15 protein-coding genes are annotated in these 16,745 nt (G+C 64.5%); 7 read left to right on the forward strand and 8 right to left on the reverse strand.

Going from position 1 to position 16,745, the window contains the following annotated elements; genetic code table 11:
• Nucleotides 1–179 precede the first annotated feature (179 nt).
• The 3 genes from IPM16_13720 (at nt 180) to IPM16_13730 (ending at nt 3,535) form a co-directional block, all read left to right on the forward strand.
• Nucleotides 180–1,256: a hypothetical protein gene (locus IPM16_13720; GenBank protein MBK9124158.1), complete on the forward strand. Its 1,077-nt coding sequence runs from the start codon at nt 180–182 to the stop codon at nt 1,254–1,256.
• A gap of 149 nt (nt 1,257–1,405) precedes the next feature.
• The gene (locus tag IPM16_13725) at nt 1,406–2,734 is read left to right on the forward strand and encodes an MFS transporter (protein MBK9124159.1); all 1,329 of its coding nucleotides are present in this window, start codon (nt 1,406–1,408) and stop codon (nt 2,732–2,734) included.
• Between the two features lie 249 nt (nt 2,735–2,983).
• Nucleotides 2,984–3,535, forward strand: a complete 552-nt coding sequence (locus tag IPM16_13730) for a hypothetical protein (protein MBK9124160.1) — start codon at nt 2,984–2,986, stop codon at nt 3,533–3,535.
• Between the two features lie 384 nt (nt 3,536–3,919).
• Here IPM16_13730 and IPM16_13735 read toward each other — a convergent pair whose 3' ends face one another.
• The 3 genes from IPM16_13735 to IPM16_13745 are packed head-to-tail and all read right to left on the reverse strand — an operon-like array spanning nt 3,920 to nt 6,618.
• A complete protein-coding gene (locus IPM16_13735; GenBank protein MBK9124161.1) occupies nt 3,920–4,981 on the reverse strand; it encodes a M42 family metallopeptidase in 1,062 nt (353 codons plus the stop codon).
• A 16-nt stretch (nt 4,982–4,997) separates the two neighbouring features.
• On the reverse strand, nt 4,998–6,050 hold the full coding sequence (locus IPM16_13740) for a M20/M25/M40 family metallo-hydrolase (protein MBK9124162.1): 1,053 nt from the start codon (nt 6,048–6,050) through the stop codon (nt 4,998–5,000).
• 16 nt (nt 6,051–6,066) lie between these two features.
• A complete protein-coding gene (locus tag IPM16_13745; protein ID MBK9124163.1) occupies nt 6,067–6,618 on the reverse strand; it encodes a hypothetical protein in 552 nt (183 codons plus the stop codon).
• A 114-nt stretch (nt 6,619–6,732) separates the two neighbouring features.
• Between IPM16_13745 and IPM16_13750 the strand changes: the two genes are divergently transcribed.
• A complete protein-coding gene (locus tag IPM16_13750) occupies nt 6,733–7,371 on the forward strand; it encodes a hypothetical protein (GenBank protein MBK9124164.1) in 639 nt (212 codons plus the stop codon).
• A 223-nt stretch (nt 7,372–7,594) separates the two neighbouring features.
• Nucleotides 7,595–8,218 (forward strand): NADPH-dependent F420 reductase, encoded by a 624-nt coding sequence (locus IPM16_13755; protein ID MBK9124165.1) that lies wholly within the window; start codon nt 7,595–7,597, stop codon nt 8,216–8,218.
• Nucleotides 8,219–8,279: 61 nt separating this feature from the next.
• Here IPM16_13755 and IPM16_13760 read toward each other — a convergent pair whose 3' ends face one another.
• Nucleotides 8,280–9,227 carry a hypothetical protein gene (locus IPM16_13760; protein ID MBK9124166.1) on the reverse strand — a complete coding sequence of 316 codons (948 nt, stop codon included), beginning with the start codon at nt 9,225–9,227 and terminating at the stop codon, nt 8,280–8,282.
• 198 nt (nt 9,228–9,425) lie between these two features.
• On the opposite strand from IPM16_13760, the gene IPM16_13765 reads away from it, so the two are divergent.
• Nucleotides 9,426–11,315, forward strand: coding sequence for a WD40 repeat domain-containing protein (locus IPM16_13765; GenBank protein MBK9124167.1), 1,890 nt, complete (start codon nt 9,426–9,428; stop codon nt 11,313–11,315).
• Nucleotides 11,316–11,507: 192 nt separating this feature from the next.
• Here the strand turns inward: IPM16_13765 and IPM16_13770 are convergent, their stop codons facing one another.
• The 4 genes from IPM16_13770 to IPM16_13785 all read right to left on the reverse strand — a co-directional run bounded on the left by IPM16_13770 (nt 11,508) and on the right by IPM16_13785 (nt 16,089).
• On the reverse strand, nt 11,508–11,810 hold the full coding sequence (locus IPM16_13770) for an acylphosphatase (protein ID MBK9124168.1): 303 nt from the start codon (nt 11,808–11,810) through the stop codon (nt 11,508–11,510).
• A 458-nt stretch (nt 11,811–12,268) separates the two neighbouring features.
• The gene (gene lon, locus IPM16_13775; protein MBK9124169.1) at nt 12,269–14,800 is read right to left on the reverse strand and encodes an endopeptidase La; all 2,532 of its coding nucleotides are present in this window, start codon (nt 14,798–14,800) and stop codon (nt 12,269–12,271) included.
• 149 nt (nt 14,801–14,949) lie between these two features.
• Entirely contained in the window at nt 14,950–15,501 is a 552-nt protein-coding gene (locus tag IPM16_13780; protein ID MBK9124170.1) for a hypothetical protein, read from the reverse strand.
• Between the two features lie 3 nt (nt 15,502–15,504).
• Nucleotides 15,505–16,089, reverse strand: a complete 585-nt coding sequence (locus tag IPM16_13785) for a sigma-70 family RNA polymerase sigma factor (protein MBK9124171.1) — start codon at nt 16,087–16,089, stop codon at nt 15,505–15,507.
• Between the two features lie 177 nt (nt 16,090–16,266).
• Here IPM16_13785 and sixA point away from each other — a divergent pair, with 177 nt between their 5' ends.
• Nucleotides 16,267–16,743: a phosphohistidine phosphatase SixA gene (gene sixA, locus IPM16_13790; GenBank protein MBK9124172.1), complete on the forward strand. Its 477-nt coding sequence runs from the start codon at nt 16,267–16,269 to the stop codon at nt 16,741–16,743.
• The last annotated feature ends 2 nt before the right edge of the window (nt 16,744–16,745 follow it).

The raw sequence follows: 16,745 nt of genomic DNA on the forward strand, positions 1-16,745 counted from the left end.
TCCTTACCCTAACACAGCCGAACACTTGCGAATAAGTGTTCTATAGAACATAGTGTAGACGAACCTTTGTTCGACTGTCAAGTTTTGGCTTCGTTTGTCCGACGGATAGGACATCGTGTTACAATGCGGCGTGACAGGGCAGACCCGGCGTGGTCTGTCGCCGCACGCGAGGGGGCTGAATGGCAGACGACGATCTCTTTGAGGACACAGGCGACTTTCCGTTCTCAGATTTGGACGACGAACCGCCTCGTTCGCAAGGTGGAAAGCGTACGTACGACGAGTTCGTGGCCGAGGTCAACCGGCGTATCGCCGTGCTGCAAGCGAAAACCCAACCCGGCCGCGCGCGATCCGCGGCGGCGGAATGGCTGGGCGACAGTGCCGACACGCGCGCCATCAAGCCGTTGATCCAAGTCTATTTGAGCGATGAAACGCCCCGCGGCGTGAAACGGGCGGCCCGCAGCGCGCTGTCCAAGTTCCGCGCGCTTGACCGTGCGATCGTCCGCGACGAGGGTGAATCGGTCGAAGACGCGCTCGTCAGCCCCGAAAATGAAGATGTCGTCGAGCTGATCAAGGACTTGGCGTTTAACGATCGTCCGCCCCGGCGGCGCGGGCGCGGATTATTGTACATGAGCGGCCTGCTCGCCATCTTGCTGGCGTTTCTGGTCGTGGTGTACATCAACGCACCTGAAGACGCCGTCCGGCTCTCGGACATTCAATTGTCGTTGGGCGGCGATGGTGAGGTTGCAGCGACCCTCGCCCCGACTGTTTTCTCCACGCCGGTGCCGGGCGCGACCGAAGCGCCGACGGCAGTTCCCACGGCCACGCCCACCGAGCCCCCGACCCTGACGCCCACGCCCATTTCGGAGGACATGGTGCGCCAACAGCTGCGCGAGCTGTACGGTGTGCTGAGTGTCGTGGACACCAGCCGCGGCGTGCTCGACCAGCTCGACATCAATTGGCAGTCGATCTTCAACGATCCGACCGCCGGAAGCCGTCTGTGTTCCGCCACACCGCCCGACGTACCGGCAGACGTCACGCTGCCGGCCGGTTTCGAGGATCGCGAGCCGTCGTTGGTCATCGCGCGCGACCAGATCAATACCGGCTTGGCACTGTTGCGGCAGGGCTGGACGTATTGGCGCGAGGGCTGCGCGGCCGGCGATCTGGTCGGTCGGTTGAGCCTCGGCCAGCAGACCGTCATCACCGCGCGTGCCGCGTTCAACCAAGGGCGGACGTTCCTTGACTTGATCCCGCAGTAGCGCCGGGCACCACATGAGAAGTCGATCAGCAGGCGCGGCGCTGTCCGCGCCTGTTCCCGTACAGGCGTGAACCAACGAGTCCAATCCGGTTTGACGCATGCGGCAAGCGGCCGTACTTTTCTAGCACATCTCGAGGGTGGAGCAGCACCATGAGCGTACTGACATGGGCGCAGGCGCGGTTTCCGCACCAGCGCGTCTTCTGGGCCGTGAGCCTCGGCCACATGGTCAACGACATTTTTATGAGCATGGGGCCGGTCGTGCTCGTGTTCATCAGCAGCAGCGGCATCCTGCCGATGAACGCCGCACAGCTCGGGCTGGCCGTGTCGCTCCGGCAGATCACCGGCGCGCTGTCGCAACCGTTGTTCGGCGGGATCGGCGATCGCACCGGAGGGCGCTGGCTCGGCGCGGGCGGGGTGGCGTGGGTGATCATCCTGCAGACGCTTTCGGTGCTGTTGGCCTTCACAGGCGACTTCTTGCTCATGGTCGTTCCATTCATCGCCGTCGGGCTGGGGAGCGGCGCATTCCACCCGGTCGGTGCCAGCCACGCCGCCGAGGCGGAACCAGACAATCAGGCGCGCAACACATCGTACTTCTTCCTGTTCGGCCAGCTCGGGCTGGCGATCGGCCCGGCGTTGGGCGGCATCCTCCTGCAAAGCGCGGCGCAGTCCGGCAATCAAACCGCATCCTCGCTGATCGGGGTGTACCTCGTCGGCCTGATCGGTGTGCCGCTGCTGCCGTTCATGCTGGCGGGCATTCCGCAGCGCGCGGCCCATGCGGCGGGTCAGGCGGCGCGCACCGCCCGCCGTGCCGCCAGCCAATTGACATGGCGCGACGCCGCGGCCCCGCTGATCATCGTGAGCATCTTTGTCCTGCTGCGCAGCATGGCCCAGCACGGGTCGGCGGCGTTCATCCCCGTGCTGCTCGAACAGCGCGGGTACGATCCTGCCGCCTACGGGTTTGTCACAGGTTTGTACTGGATCGCGTCGGGGACGGTCGGGGTGTTATGGGGCCACTGGGCCGACCGGTTCGGCCTGCGCCGCGTGCTGCTGTTCGCGGTGGTGGTCGGCTCGCCTACGCTGATTATCCTGCCGATGACGCAGACGCTGTTTGCAGCGGCGGTCGTGACGACATTTTCCGGCGCGGTGTTGAGCGGCACCCACGCCCTGATCGTGGTGTTCTTGCAGCGGCTGATCCCGGCGGGCAAAGGGTTCGCCACCGGTATCGGGCTGGGCGGAATCTTCGTGGCCGGCGCGTTAGGCTCGGCATTTTATGGGTTGCTGGCTGATGGCCCGGCGGCGCTCTCGGCCGATCCGGTCGTCGCGGCGGCCTCGACCGGGATCGGCCTCGAGGCCACGTTCGTCGTCAACGGGCTGATCGCACTGGCGTCGGCCGGCCTGCTGCTGCTCGTGCCGTCATGGGCGTACAAACGGCAGCCGGCGCGGCCCGTGCCAGTGGTCGAACCTGCTGCGGCCGATTAGCGGCGGCGGAGGATCTTCCTAAAGATCCACTGCGCGAAGAACAGCTGCACTGCGCGCAAAATGACGGTGCTGATTGTGCCGCGTGTCGAAACGGGGGTGCCTGTGTTGGTCGGGCGTTGTTCGGACATGCTCGGAACTCCTTCGGTATCGGCCGTACCCTTCCATCATAACCCGGATTTCTGGCGATTTGACTCGCACAGCCTATAATCGCGCTGCGAGAGATGGCGGGAATACGCCGGGAGGTGATGCATGTCGAGCGCAGGATGGCTGTTGATCATCGGGGCGCTGGTGTTCAACATCGCGGCGTTTGCCCCGTTCAATATGCGGTTCTTCACCAGCAGCAGCGCAGAGTCGCGTGCGGCGATGATCGAACGCAGCCCGTGGATGTGGCGCGCGTTGTGCGTGCTGTTCATGGCCGGCGCGGTGCTGACGGTGGGCGGATTGCTGCTGCTGACGCTCGACCTCGGCATCTGGTGGTTGTGGTTTGGGCTGGCGGCCGCGCTGGTGGGTACGTATTTCTGGCTGCGCATTAACCTGTTCCGGTTGGCTGCCGTGCCGCAATCGGTCGCCAATAATCCGGGCGCGGCGCGTCCGTGGTTCCGGTGGTATGTGCTGTTGACTCAAACAGCGTGGATCGTATTCGGATTGGCTCTGCTCAACACGACTCTCCCGTCGTGGCTGGGCTGGGGACTCATCGGCGCGACGGCCGCGACGTTTGTGCTGTATGTGATCACCCGCGACCTGCCGCCGTTCGTGTTCTATCTGCTGACGCTCGTCATCGGCGGCGTGCTGCTGGGGTGAGGGGGCAAGCGGCGCGGTGGGTTGTCGTCACGCAAATAGCCGGACACGGCGGTGCCGTGTCCCTACGTAACGAGTCGCGGAAAACCGTGATGTGTGAGTTTCCCCTCGCCCCTTGAGGGAGAGGGGCCGGGGGTGAGGGGGTAATCGCGCCATGAGGTCGGTCACCCTGAGCACGGTACCGCCGTATCCCTACGTACATATCACGCACGTTGCGTGAACGTCGCACCGCGGATATTCCCCTCGCCCTGAGGGAGAGGGGTTAGGGGTGAGGGTTCAAACCCACCCGCCTCTCACGTTCTCTTTCTGTCTACTGGCAACTGACGACTGCCCCCTGAATCCCGAGTCCTTCCCCTCATCACTCAAGACTCATCACTCATCACTTCTCTACAAGGGCTTGAGGACATCGCCGGTCAGGTTCTCGAGGAACGCCTGCACGAGACGCACCGCGTTTAGATAGTCATTGCGCGAGATCAGCGCATGCGGGCTGTGGATGTAGCGGCCGGGGATGGAGATTACCGCGGATGGCACGCCGGTATTGGCGCGGTGGATCGCGCCGGCGTCGGTGCCGCCGCCCAACTGCGTCTTGAGCTGGTACGGCACGCCATACACGTCAGCAAGCTGGCGCAGATAGCGCAGCAGGCGCGGATCGGCGATCATGCTGCGGTCCATGAACGACAGCGCCGGTCCGTGGCCCATGCGGCAGGTCGGGTTGAGGTCGGCGGGATCGTCGCTGTCGGGATCGGCCAGCGGGTTCGGGAAGTCGCCGGCGGTCGTGCATTCGAGCGCCAGCCCGACATCCGGCTTGAGCCGGCGCGCCGCAACCGTCGCCCCGCGCAGGCCAATCTCCTCCTGTACGGTGAACGCCGCCAGCACGTCGCACGGGTACGAGGAGTCGCGCAGCACGTCGATCAGCACCGAACAACCTGCGCGGTCGTCGAGACTCTTGCCGCAGATGGCCGAGTCGTTGAGGATGCGGTAGCGGCTGTCGAAGGCGATCCGGTCGCCTTTCTTCACCTTGCCGTTGGCCTCGTCCTTGCTCGCTGCGCCGATGTCGATGCGCATGCTGGTAATCTGTGTGACGGTCGTGTCCTTGTTCTTGTGGATGGGCGTGCTGAGGACGACGCCCTGAGTGCCGGCCGCGCCGATCTTGACACGCATGCCCGGCACGATGCGTGCGTCAATGCCGCCGACAGGCACGAACTTGATCAGGCCATCGCCGTCGACGCCGGTTGCCATGAAACCGACCTCGTCCATGTGCGCGTCGATCATCACCTTGGGGCGCTTGTTTCCCTCGGTGCCGCGCTTGATGGCGGTGATGCTGCCGAGTGCGTCGACGTGCACATCATCCACGTGGCCGTCGATGGCGGCGAGGACGATCTTGCGCACGGCCTCCTCGCGGCCGCTGATGCCGATGGCTTCCGAAAGCTGCTGCAGATATTCCATCATGGGTGTATGGTCCGTATTAGTCGTGGGCCAGTTCGGTCAGTGTGGCGTCGTCGAGGCTGGCGATGAACTGTGCCAGCAGGCGGGCGGTGCGCTGCATGTCGCGCACGTCGGCCGTCTCGTTGGGCGAGTGCATACTGCGCAGTGGCAGGCTGAACAGCGCGGTCGGGATGCCTTCGTTGGCGATTTGGATCGCCCATGCGTCGGTGCCGCTGTGACCCGGCAGCGGGTCGTCTTGCAGCTTGATCTCCAGCTTGGCCGCGGCGTCGCGCAGGCAGTCGTTCAGCTTATCATGGAAGTTCGGGCCGATGCCGATCTGGGGCCCGCCGTTCAGTTCGATGTCGGAGTCCACATTAGGTTGTTTGGCGAACCCGACGTCGAGCGCGATCGCCAAGTCCGGCTGAACGTGTGCCGCCGACGTCGCCGCGCCGTACAAGCCGTTTTCTTCCTGCACGGTGGCGGCGGCAAACACGTCCCACCGATGGTGCATCGTCTTGAGCTCGTTCAACGTCGCGGTCATGATCGCCACGCAGGCGCGGTCGTCCATCGCCTTGCCGGCGACGCGGTTGTTAAGCAGATCAACCATCGGCGCGCTGACGGTCACCAGATCGCCCACGCGCACGAGCTGCTCAAGCTCGTGCGGCGGCAGGCCGACATCCACGAGCAGTTCGTTCCACGCCGGGTAACGCTTGCGGTCTTCCTCGCTGAGCAGGTGCGGCGGCACCGATGCGACAAAGCCGGTCAGCGGCTCGCGCCCATGCACAATCACCTCTTGCGTGGGCATCAGGCGGTGGTCGACGCCGCTAATCCGGCGGATGGTCAGGAAGCCATCGACAATGCCAGATACCAGCATGCCGATTTCGTCCATGTGCGCGGCCAGCAGGATGCGACGCGGCGGATCGAGCGGGTTGGTAGCGCGCTTGATTCCGATGAAGCTCCCGAGACGGTCGGTTTCGGTCGCGTCGACCAGGCCGGTCCATGCCTCGCGCAGCACGTCACGAATCGGCCCTTCGTGTCCGCTGGGGCCGTGCGCTTCCACCAGCGAACGCAGATGAGATTTCAGATCGAACACAGAGTCTCCAGTGTGTTTATGGCGATGGCGTATCGGTCGGTGGCATGAGCACGCCGGGCGGCCCGTCGGTGCTGGTGGGTGCGATCACCACCTGCGTATTGGTGGCGAACGGCGGCGGCGGATTGACCTCGTCCGGCGCGCCGGGCGTGTCGGACGGCGGCGGCAGCGGCGTATCGCCTGAAATGGGCGGCAGCGTGTTGGTCGCCGGGAAGGTTAGCGTCGGCGCGAGCGTGCTGCTGGGGATGACAAAAGGTGTCGGCGACAGGATGCGCGTCGGCGGGTTAACGATCGGCGGTAGGATTTGGATCGGAGTGGGCTGCAGGGAGGGCAGCGGCGGCAAATTCGAGCTGACGATCGGAAGGGTCGGGAACTGGGTCGGGCGCGCGGTGGCGCTGGCGCCCAGTAACGTCGTCGTTGCCGTGGGCAGCGCGTCGTCCGTGCGCTGCGGTGCGGTACCCCACAAGAAGAAGCCGAGGCAGTAGAACGGCACCGTCGTGAAGATGATACCCACCAATATCACGCGTAGAAGTTGACGGCGGCGTTCCGTTATCGCTGCTTGGTCGAGCATGAGCGTCTCACAGCGTACACTTAGCAAGCCCTAGTGTAGCATAGGCCCGCGCCGCCTGCGATGTATGCTATACTTCGGTCTCCACGTCGGGACTAAAGCAGACAGGACGGGTCGATGCGCGCTGCGCGGATGGTGTGGGCAGTTCTTGTACTGGTGGCGGCGGTCGCGCTCAGCGGTTCGCCGGCGCTGGCGATCACGACACCGACCCCCGCTGCCTCGCCAACCGACGTGCCGTCCACAGCGACACCCAGCCCGCGCCCGCCAACAGCGACGAACACAGCCGTTCCGCCCACAGCGACACCCACTGGTGTGCCGCCCACGGCGACCGAAACAGACGTGCCGGCCACGGCGACGTCAACGGCTACTCGCACGCGCGTCCCGCCCAGCAGCACGCCGACCACCGCCCCGAGCGCGACAATCGACGCGACCGGCACTGCGAACGCCGTGCGCGAATTGGCGACCGATACGCAGTCGAGCACCGACCAAACGGCCACCGCGGCTGCCGAAGCATCGCCGACGCCGGATGCAACCGCCCTGCCGACCGAAGAATCTACGGCCGACGCGACTAACGAAGCCACACCCCCGGCCAGTCCGACGCCGACCTTTGCCGGGCCAAGCGCCACCCCGCGCCCCGCCATTATCCGCGAACCCGAACCGCCGAGTAACAGCGGCGGCCAAGTCTTGCTCGTCGCGGTGTTGATCGCGGTCGGGTTGGTCGCCATCGGTGTCGCACAGGCCACCCGGCGCCGCTAGACCCACTGCATTATCCCTACCCATATTGATGTGTTACTGAATGGCTCTGGCGCGGTACACTGTGCGTTAGTTGCTGTTTAAGATACGTGCGGAGGCTGAGTCTCCGTACCTTCACCAGAGGGCGAGAGCCCTCTGGGCTGCCGTTTCTGACGGGGCTTGGGACAGGGCCCCAAACTGAATGCACTTTTCAAATAGGATCTTGGTACGTGCTGGAGGACGAGCGATGAACATCGGCATTCTTGGATCTGGACGGGTGGGATCGGCCCTTGGCCGGCAGTGGGCAAGCCGCGGCCACGCCGTCATGTTTGGAAGCCGCACGCCGGATCGCCTGCGCGATATGGTCAAATCTGCCGGGCCGAACGCCCGCGCCGGCACATCCGACGAGGTGCTCGCTTTTGCCGACGTGATTCTGCTTTCCGTGCCGTGGACGGCCGTCCGTGAGACGGTGACCTCGGTGCCCGACTGGCGCGGCAAGGTCCTGATTGACGCGGTGAACCGCCTGCGCGACATCCCGCCGGCGGACAGCATCGGCACGTCGAGCGAGGATGTCGCCCACTGGGCGCGCGGCGCGCGCGTGGTCAAGGCGTTCAACACGATCGGCTCGGAGGTTATGGACGCGCCAGTCTTTGACGGTGATCGGGCGGTGTTGCTGCTGTGCGGAGACGACCCGGATGCCAAGGCGGTCGTGGCAGGGTTGGCAGACGAGATCGGTTTCGAGCCGGTCGATGTCGGCGGCATCAAGATGTCGGAAATCGTCGATCACATGACGCGCCTGTGGGTCGGCCTTGCCATGAACACGCCGCTCGGCCGCAATTTCGCGTTCAAGCTTCTTACTCGCGACGGGTGACGTTCCCTGCAGAGGCTTAGCCTCAGCACCTTCACAAGAGGTTTGTGGCAGCGCCCCAATACTACTGCCGGCTTTGCCACTCCTCGATGGCGCTGCGAATGAACGCCTGCACGTCCGGGTCGTCGACGTCGCTCACGGCGTCGAAGAAGCGCCCGTCCATCTCGATGCGCACACCCCCACCGGGCGCAGGCCGCACGTGAATGCCACGGCGCTGGAATTCCGCCACAAACTGCAGCTTGTACTGCAAATACGATTCGATCGATCCGGCGATGTTGAGTTCGGGGATCGCCGGCAGCTCGACCTTGTGCGGCCGGAATGCGCCGCGCGACTTGATCTCGTCGCGCAGTTCGTTGTAGCGCGGCAAGTCACCGGGTAGCGATCCATCGCCGGTTGGCGACGGGGGCGGGGGGGCTGCGGGTGTCGTTCTGGTCGCGGTCGCAGGCTGGGCCGGGAGCGGGCCGGTCGCGTTGGGGTTAAGCGATACGCCCAACTCGTGCAGCAGTGTCTTGAACGTCTCGCGGGCCTTGGCGGCCCCGGCGAACGACTTATACGCCACGTCCCCGATCTGGACCATCAGCTTGCCGTCGCGCGGGTCGCGCAGGACGACCATCTGCTCCTCGGCGTGAGTGGTCGAGCCGTCGTTGAGGCGCACATCGGCGCTGCCAAGCCGCCGAGGCGCACCGATCGCGGCGATTGGCGGCACATCTTGCGTCGATGTGGCTCTGGAGGCCGCAACAGGTTCAGGTGCGGCGCGCGAATCCATCAACATATCGAGGTCGGGCAGGTCGAGCGAGGCGGCGGACGGGGCTGCATAGTCGGACGTAAGTGCCGCAGGCGCCGGCGAGGTCAGGGCAATCGCTTCAGCCGCCTTGCGCCGCCGCCGCTGCGCAGGCCGGATCACGGCGAAGAAGATCATCAGCGCAACCCACAGCAGTCCTGCAACGCAGGTTACCGCGATCAGGCCGCGCGGGAGTTGTTGTACCAACCCACCAAGTTCGTCACCCAACATGGTCGTCGTCCTTTGTCGTCATGCTATTAGTCTACCGTACGACCGGCTCAAGAAAACGAAAGGTGAAAGGGTCTTATCAATCCGCGCAGACGTGGGCAGGCAGGGCGTTAACGCTGTTCGGCCGGGGGCCTATGCTACACTACCACTTGAGACGGTCTCTGCTCCGTTCGCGCGGGGCAGGTGTGGAGATTCAGACCCATGCGAACCCTCAAAATGCTCGCTGCCGCACTGATTCTGTGCGTGCTGTTCGCGTCCGTGAGCGTGGCGCAGTCGGATGTCATCACGGTCGGCAACGCGTCCCGTCTCGCTGAGGCCGTGCGCTTGGGCAAGGGCGGTGCGCGTGATGTCGCGTTCAGCCCCGGCGGGCGCGCTCTGGCAGTCGCCAGTAATACCGGCGTGTGGCTGTACGACACGGCCGACTTCGAACGGTCGCCGCGCGCGATCCGCACCGACTACACGCCGACTGCGCTAGCCTACTCGCCCGACGGTCTCGTACTGGCCATCAGCGACAGCGTCGGCAGCGTACACGTCATCGACACCGTAACCGGCACGCAGCGGTTCGTTTTCTCACAGCACACCGATTACGTGACCGATGTGGCCTTTAGCGAGGACGGCGCGCTGGTCGCATCGACCGGCTTCGACCTCAACCTACACCTTTGGAACGCGTCCGACGGCACGCTCGTGCGGACGATCAACGCAGTTTCACCGCTGACATCGGTCGCGTTCTCTCCGGCCGTGGCTCAAGTCGCGGCTGGTGGCACCGACTTCACGGTACGCGTCTATGATATCGAGACGGGTGTCGAGCAGACGGTCATGGTCGGTCACACCTCGCCGGTGATCGACGTCGCCTACATACCGGACGGAAGCGTTCTGGCCAGCGCCGCGCTCGACAACTCGGCGCGCATTTGGGACGCCGCGACCGGCGTCGAGCAGGCTGCCCTGACGACGCACCTGAACTGGGTGCAGTCGGTCGCGTTTAGCCCCAACGGGTCGACATTGGCGACCGGCAGCGAGGATACGACGGTGCGCCTGTGGAACACCAGCAGTTGGACCGAGCGCACGATCCTGCGCGGCATTGCCGTCGGCCCGCTCGACATGACGTTCAACGCCGACGGCACGCTGTTGGCGACTGCCGCGCTCGGCGACGCCGTCCGCGTGATCGACACGACCACAGGCGCCAATCGGGCCGTGCTGGACGACTTCTCGCGCCCGATCAGCGACGCGGCGATCACCACCGACGGTACGCGAGTCGTCACTGCTGACGAAAGCGGAAGCCTGCGGATTTGGGACAGTCTGCGTGGGATCGAGGTCGCGCGGCGCAATGCCAGCCAGGATACGGTATACGCGATGGCGCTGGCTGTACTGACGAACGTCGCCGCTACAGGCGATAGTCAGGGACGCTTGCGCCTTTGGGATGGATTCACTGGATCACCGGTCAGCCGCCTCGGCGGTCATGACACGCAGATCAGTGCGCTGGCATTCACGGTTGATGGCTCGCGCATTGCGTCGACGGCGGTCGGCACCGGCCAGAGCGCCGAGGTTACCGTATGGGATGTCGCCGGCGAGGCCGCCGTCACGACCTTTGACCCGGGTATTCGCCGGGTGAACGCGCTGGCCTTCAGCCCGGGCGGGAGTTCGCTGGCCGGCGCAGGTGACGCCGGTGCACTGCGCTTATGGGACGCCGCCGACGGCGACCTGCTGCTGACGTTTAGCGGCCACGAGCGCGATGTCGTCGCCGTGCGCTTCGCGTTTGACGGCCGCACCATCTGGTCAGCCGCCGAGGACGGGTCGATCCGCGCGTGGGACGTGGCAACCGGCGAACAACTCCGCGACATTGAGCTGGGGGCGGGCGAACGCGCGTATGCGCTGGCGCTGTCGCCGGACGGAAGCCTGTTGGCCGCAGGGGTGTCGCAAGGCTTCGGTGACGAGATCGGCCTGCTCCGGCTGTGGGACACGGCGACCGGCGAGGTGGTCACGACGCTCCGCGCACACAATGGCCGCGTGACGTCGCTGACGTTCAGCCAGGACGCGCGAGCCTTGATCTCTGGCGGCGTCGACGGCTCAGTCGCTGTGTGGCGCGTGCGGTAGAGGGAAGTGATGAGAGAAGGGCTTCGGGCTTAAGATTCAGTTGACAGGGGTCAGTTGTCAGGAGTCAGAAAGGAAACGAGGTTCGTAGGGACATTGCACTGTCGTGTCCGCCGTAGGGTCGACCCGCTGGGTCGACCGCCGCGCGGAATACCTTCACCTCGGACCCCTATCCCCACGTCGTCAATCTTTGATCTACTCGTCGTAGATGCCGTGGCGCGTCCTGAACCCCGTGTACTGGTCCGTTGCCGCTCCCCACTCATGGACGACGTTGGTTACGCGCGCGCCGCTGGGGCCGTGATGCAGCCAATCGAGCAGGGCCTGCAAATCCTTGCGAGGGCCTTCGGCGATCACTTCGACGGTGCGCCCATCCGACAGATTCATGACCCAACCCGTCAGCCCCAAGGCCAACGCTTGCTGCGTGGTGTAATAGCGGAAGCTGACGCCTTGTACCCGTCCCATGACTTTAACATGCAGGCGTTCGTGCGTCTCAGGCATGCTCGTCGATCCTTTGCTCAGGGTCCATTTTAGCAGGGATGACAAGGGGGATGGACAAAGGGTACCGGCCACCCCGACAGTCACCGTTGTTTGCCCGGCATCGGCTCCTTCTCGGACACGGCAGCTAAGCCCGCGATGTGGAGAAGAGCGTAGAGACGGTGATCTCTCCTGTCCCCCGTGAGGGAGAGAGGCCGGGTGTGAGGGGTGTGAACGAAGTGATGAGAGAAGTTCGCAGGAGTCAGTCGTCAGGCAATAGACTCCGGGCGTTTCGTAGGGGCCACCCGGCGGGTCGCTCGCTGACAAAGGTCGCGATGCCGCATCCGATCATGTTTCCGCATTTCCCTTCTCCCCTCTCCCCGCTTGCGAGGGAGAGGGGCCGGGGGTGAGGGGCAAACACGCCAGCGACCCGCCGAAACAAAAATCCCCCTCGCCACGTGTGGGTGAGGGGGACTTGAGGGCTAACCCGCCGGCTCGGGTTCGGGTTCAGGTTCCGGCGTGTCATCCGGCAGCAGGGCCGCGTCCAGCACGTCCGACATGCGTTCGACGAACACAAACGTCAGCTCGTCGCGCGCTTCCTTCGGCACGTCGTCGATGTCCGGCGCGTTCTTGCGGGGTAGGATGATCGTGTCGACGCCCATGCGGTGCGCCGCCAGCACCTTGTCCTTGATGCCGCCCACCGGCAGCACCTGACCGCGCAGCGTGATTTCGCCGGTCATGGCGACGTTGCTGCGGACAGTGCGGTTGGTCAGCAGCGACGCCAGTGCGCTCAAGATCGTCACGCCGGCGGAAGGGCCGTCTTTGGGCATCGCGCCGCTGGGGACGTGCACGTGCAGGTCAAACTTTTCGAACACGTCCGGGTCGATGCCGAGTTCGTCGGCATGGCTGCGAATGAAGCTGAGCGCGATGCGTGCCGATTCCTGCATGACGTCACCGAGGTTGCCGGTGATCTGGAAGCCCTTGCTGCCGGGCATCTGCGACGCTTCGACAAACAGCACTTCGCCGCCCACCGGCGTCCATGCGAGGCCGGTGGCCACGCCGGGTAGGTCGGTGCGGTCCTTCAGTTCCTCCTGTGCGGCGAACTTGGGATTGCCAAGCAAATCCTTGACCATCGGCCCGTCGATCACGACGTTCTCGGCGTCGCCTTCGGCGATGCGCGTCACGATTTTGCGGGCAGAGCGGCCAATCTCGCGTTCCAGGGTGCGGACGCCCGCCTCGCGCGTGTAGCCGCGGATGATCTCGTGCAGCGACTCGGTCGTGAACGTGACCTCGCCGTCCAGCAGGCCGTTCTCGCGGATTTGGCGCGGCACCAGATACTGCTCGGCGATGGCGGTCTTTTCCTGTTCGGTATATCCGCTCAGGGTGATGATCTCCATACGGTCGCGCAGCGGTCCCGGGATCTTGTCGAGGTCGTTGGCGGTCGTGATGAACAGCACTTCGCTCAGGTCGAACGCCACGTCGAGGTAGTGATCGCGGAACGTGTTGTTCTGCTCCGGGTCGAGCACCTCGAGCAGCGCCGAGGCCGGATCACCGCGGAAGTCGTAGCCGAGCTTGTCGACCTCGTCGAGCAGGATGATCGGGTTGCGCGTCTCGACACGACGGATGGTCTGAATGATGCGCCCTGGCATCGAACCGATGTACGTGCGTCGGAAGCCGCGGATTTCGGCTTCGTCGCGCACGCCGCCGAGGCTGATGCGGATGAACTTGCGCTCCATCGCCCGGGCGATCGACTGGCCGAGCGAGGTCTTGCCGACGCCCGGCGGGCCGACGAAGCACAGGATCGCGCCCTGCCGGTCGCGGCGGACGTAGTCGGTTGTCTCGTGGGCGGCCAACTGCTCGGCGCGCTGCTGGCGCAGCTTGCGCACGGCGAGGAACTCGAGGATACGCGCCTTGACGTCCTTCAGCCCGTAGTGATCCTCGTCCAGCACGCGGCGGGCGCGCGTAATGTCGAGGTTGTCCTCGGTGCGCTTGTCCCACGGCAAGCTGACCATCCAGTCGAGGTAAGTGCGGATCACGCCGTACTCGGCGCTGGCGGACGGGATCTTGTTCAGGCGATCCAACTCCCGGCGGGCCTCGGTCCGGGCTTCCTCCGGCATGTTGGCCTGATCGATCATCTCGTTGAACTTGATATAGTCCGCGACCTGATCGTCGGCCTCGCCCAGCTCGCGCTGGATGGCCTTCATTTGCTCGCGCAGGAAATACTCGCGCTGGCTCTTCTCCATCTCGCCCTGCGCCTCGGTCTGAATCTTGCGGCCGAGTTCGAGGACTTCCAGCTCCTTGCCCAGCACGTGGATCAACCGGCGCATCTTCTCTTCGAGCGTCGGCATTTCAAGCAGGCTCTGCGCCTCTTCGAGGTCGACACGGCGGATGTAGGTGGCGACCGCGTAGGTCAAGTGCAGCGGCTCTTCGACGTTGAGCGTCGATTGGATCAGCTCGCCGGGGAGATTCGGCAGCAGGTCGGCGAGGCGGCTGAACTGGTCGCTGATGGTGCGGGCCATCGCTTCGATTTCAAGCGTGTCCGTCACCGACTCCGGGATCGCCGACACGCGCGCCTTGAGGTACGGGTCGGTCGCGGTGAATTCGTCGATCTTGATGCGCATCAAGCCGCGGACGAGCAGGCGTACGGTGCCGTCCGGCGCGCGGAACAGGCGGTGGACTTCCGCCAGCGTGCCGACCGTGTACAGCTCGTCGGGCGACGGTTGTTCGACTTCCGGGTTGAGGCTGGTGAAGAGGCCGACGTACTTGGTGCTGCCGTTCATGTCCTCCAGCAGGCGCAGGCTGCGCGGCTGAGCCACCGTGATCGGCAGAGTCATCTTCGGGAAGATCACCATGCCGCGCATCGGCAGGATCGGCAGTTCATTGGGCAGCGAAGCCGCTATGGTCCGCACCTCATCGTCGTCGCTGTCATGGAGGCCGGGGGCACCCTCGATCACGAAAGGAATGACTCCCTCGGGCAATCCACTGTCGACGTTATTCTCGTTGGAATCAGACATGAAGTTAGGTAGGCCTTTCCGGGCCGCGATGGCGGTCTATGACATTAGTGTACGGTATTGAGGGTAACCGTGTCCCGTAAAATTGCTGTTAGAACTGGGGGCCGGCCCCTAATAAGTGGATGAACGTTGGCGATGCGGGCCAATCGCAGTCAATCGGCCGGCGGAACGTCCAGCCCTTTGGCGATCGCGCGCAAGGCGTCGGGCAGCAGCGCAAGAACGGCGGCTGCGGCCTGCGGGTCGTCGGTGGCGAATGATTCGGCCTCGCGCAGGATTTCGACCATCACCTCGATGAGCAGCAGGTGAACGGCGACAATGCGCGGCAGCACTTCGCGGAACAAGCGCGGATCGGACGCCGCGTGGATCAACAGCCACGCCGCGCCGGTCATCAACGGGAGCGTGGCCGCGTTCGCCAGCGCCATCGCGGCAGCGACAGCTTCATCCGGGACGGGCCATGTGGCGGCTTTTTGCTGCTGCATGATGGCACTGATGCGCGCCATGATTCGAGATGCGAGTCGTTCGGGCGCGCGCTCGCGCGGGGCGCTGCTGAGCATTCGATGGACGCGCTCGAGCCGGTCGGCTTCGGCCTGTGTTTCGGGTTCGGCGGCGAGCTTGGCCCGAAGCGCGGCCCGTGCCTCACTGTTGGGCAGCATATCGAGTGCCTCTTGAACCTGCTGCAAGCGTTGGGCTTTGGTGTCCGACATGACCTAGTACACCCCTTCGTTGGGCAGCGCGACATCGCCGAGCAGCTCGGCGAGCTTCTGCCGCGCGCGGAACAGGCGGCTTTTGACCGCGCTCACGCTGGTCTCGGTCGCTTCCGCGATTTCTTCGTACCCGTGATCGAACCAGTAGCGCAGCACGACCATCGCCCGATCTTGCGCCGGCAGGCGGTCGAGCATTTGCTGAATGCGGTCGCGCAGTTCGATTCCCATGGTGGCCTGCTCAGGAGTGGGATCGTCGCTGGACAGCGTAAGCGCGACCGGCTCGTCCTCGTCGTCTATCGACACGTCGTTACCACGACGGCGGCGCAGCAGGTCGTAGCAGTAGTTGGTCGTGATCGTCAGCATCCAAGTGCGGAAGCTGGCCCGCGTGTGATCGTAGCGCGGCAGCACGCGCAGCAGGCGAATGAACACATCCTGCGTGGCGTCTTCGGCCTCTTGGGCCGTGCCCATCATGCGATAGCACGCGGTGTACACGTCGTCCTTATAGGTGTAGTAGATTTCCTCAAATGCCGCCTGATCGCCGGCAATTGCATCGGAAATCCATTCCAGCAGAATCGGGTCATCACTCACAGCGGCTTCGTTCCCCCCAGCGTGCGGTGCTGACCGCTCGCTAAAACATACGCCCCGAGCGTGCGAAAGGTTGCGTTACGGTAATTCTATCACACGTGTTGGACTAGACGGTCTGCGATGGCCGCAGTATAGTGTCATGAAAGTTGACGCCGAACGTACGGAAAGTTTGACCGTGCCGTGATCCTGTACTTCCTCCGCCATGCCCACGCCGTAGACGCCGTCGGCCTGTCCGACGAGGAGCGCGCCCTGAACGACAAGGGGAATGCGCAGGCTGAAGCGACCGCCAAGCTGTTTAAGCGTCTCGGCACACAAGTGGACGCGATCTACACAAGCCCGCGTCTGCGCTGCCGGCAGACTGCCGAGATTGTCGGGCGGGCCTTCAACCTTGAGCCGCAGGTGCGCGAAGAACTCAATTTTGACTTCAACATTACCCTTCTCAACGACCTGCTTGCCCCCCTAAACTTCGATCAGAACGTTATGCTGGTCGGGCATGAGCCGACCTTCAGCCGAGCAGTGCAAGACCTGACCGGTGCTCGTGTCGAGATGAAGAAGTGCGGTATCGCCCGCGTCGATCTGATCTCACGCACGCCGCTGCAAGGCGAACTGATCTGGCTGGTCGCGCCGCGTCTGGTCCGCGCCATCGTAGAGAGATAACC

Source organism: Candidatus Flexicrinis affinis, assembly GCA_016716525.1.
GTDB classification, from domain to species: Bacteria; Chloroflexota; Anaerolineae; order Aggregatilineales; family Phototrophicaceae; genus Flexicrinis; species Flexicrinis affinis.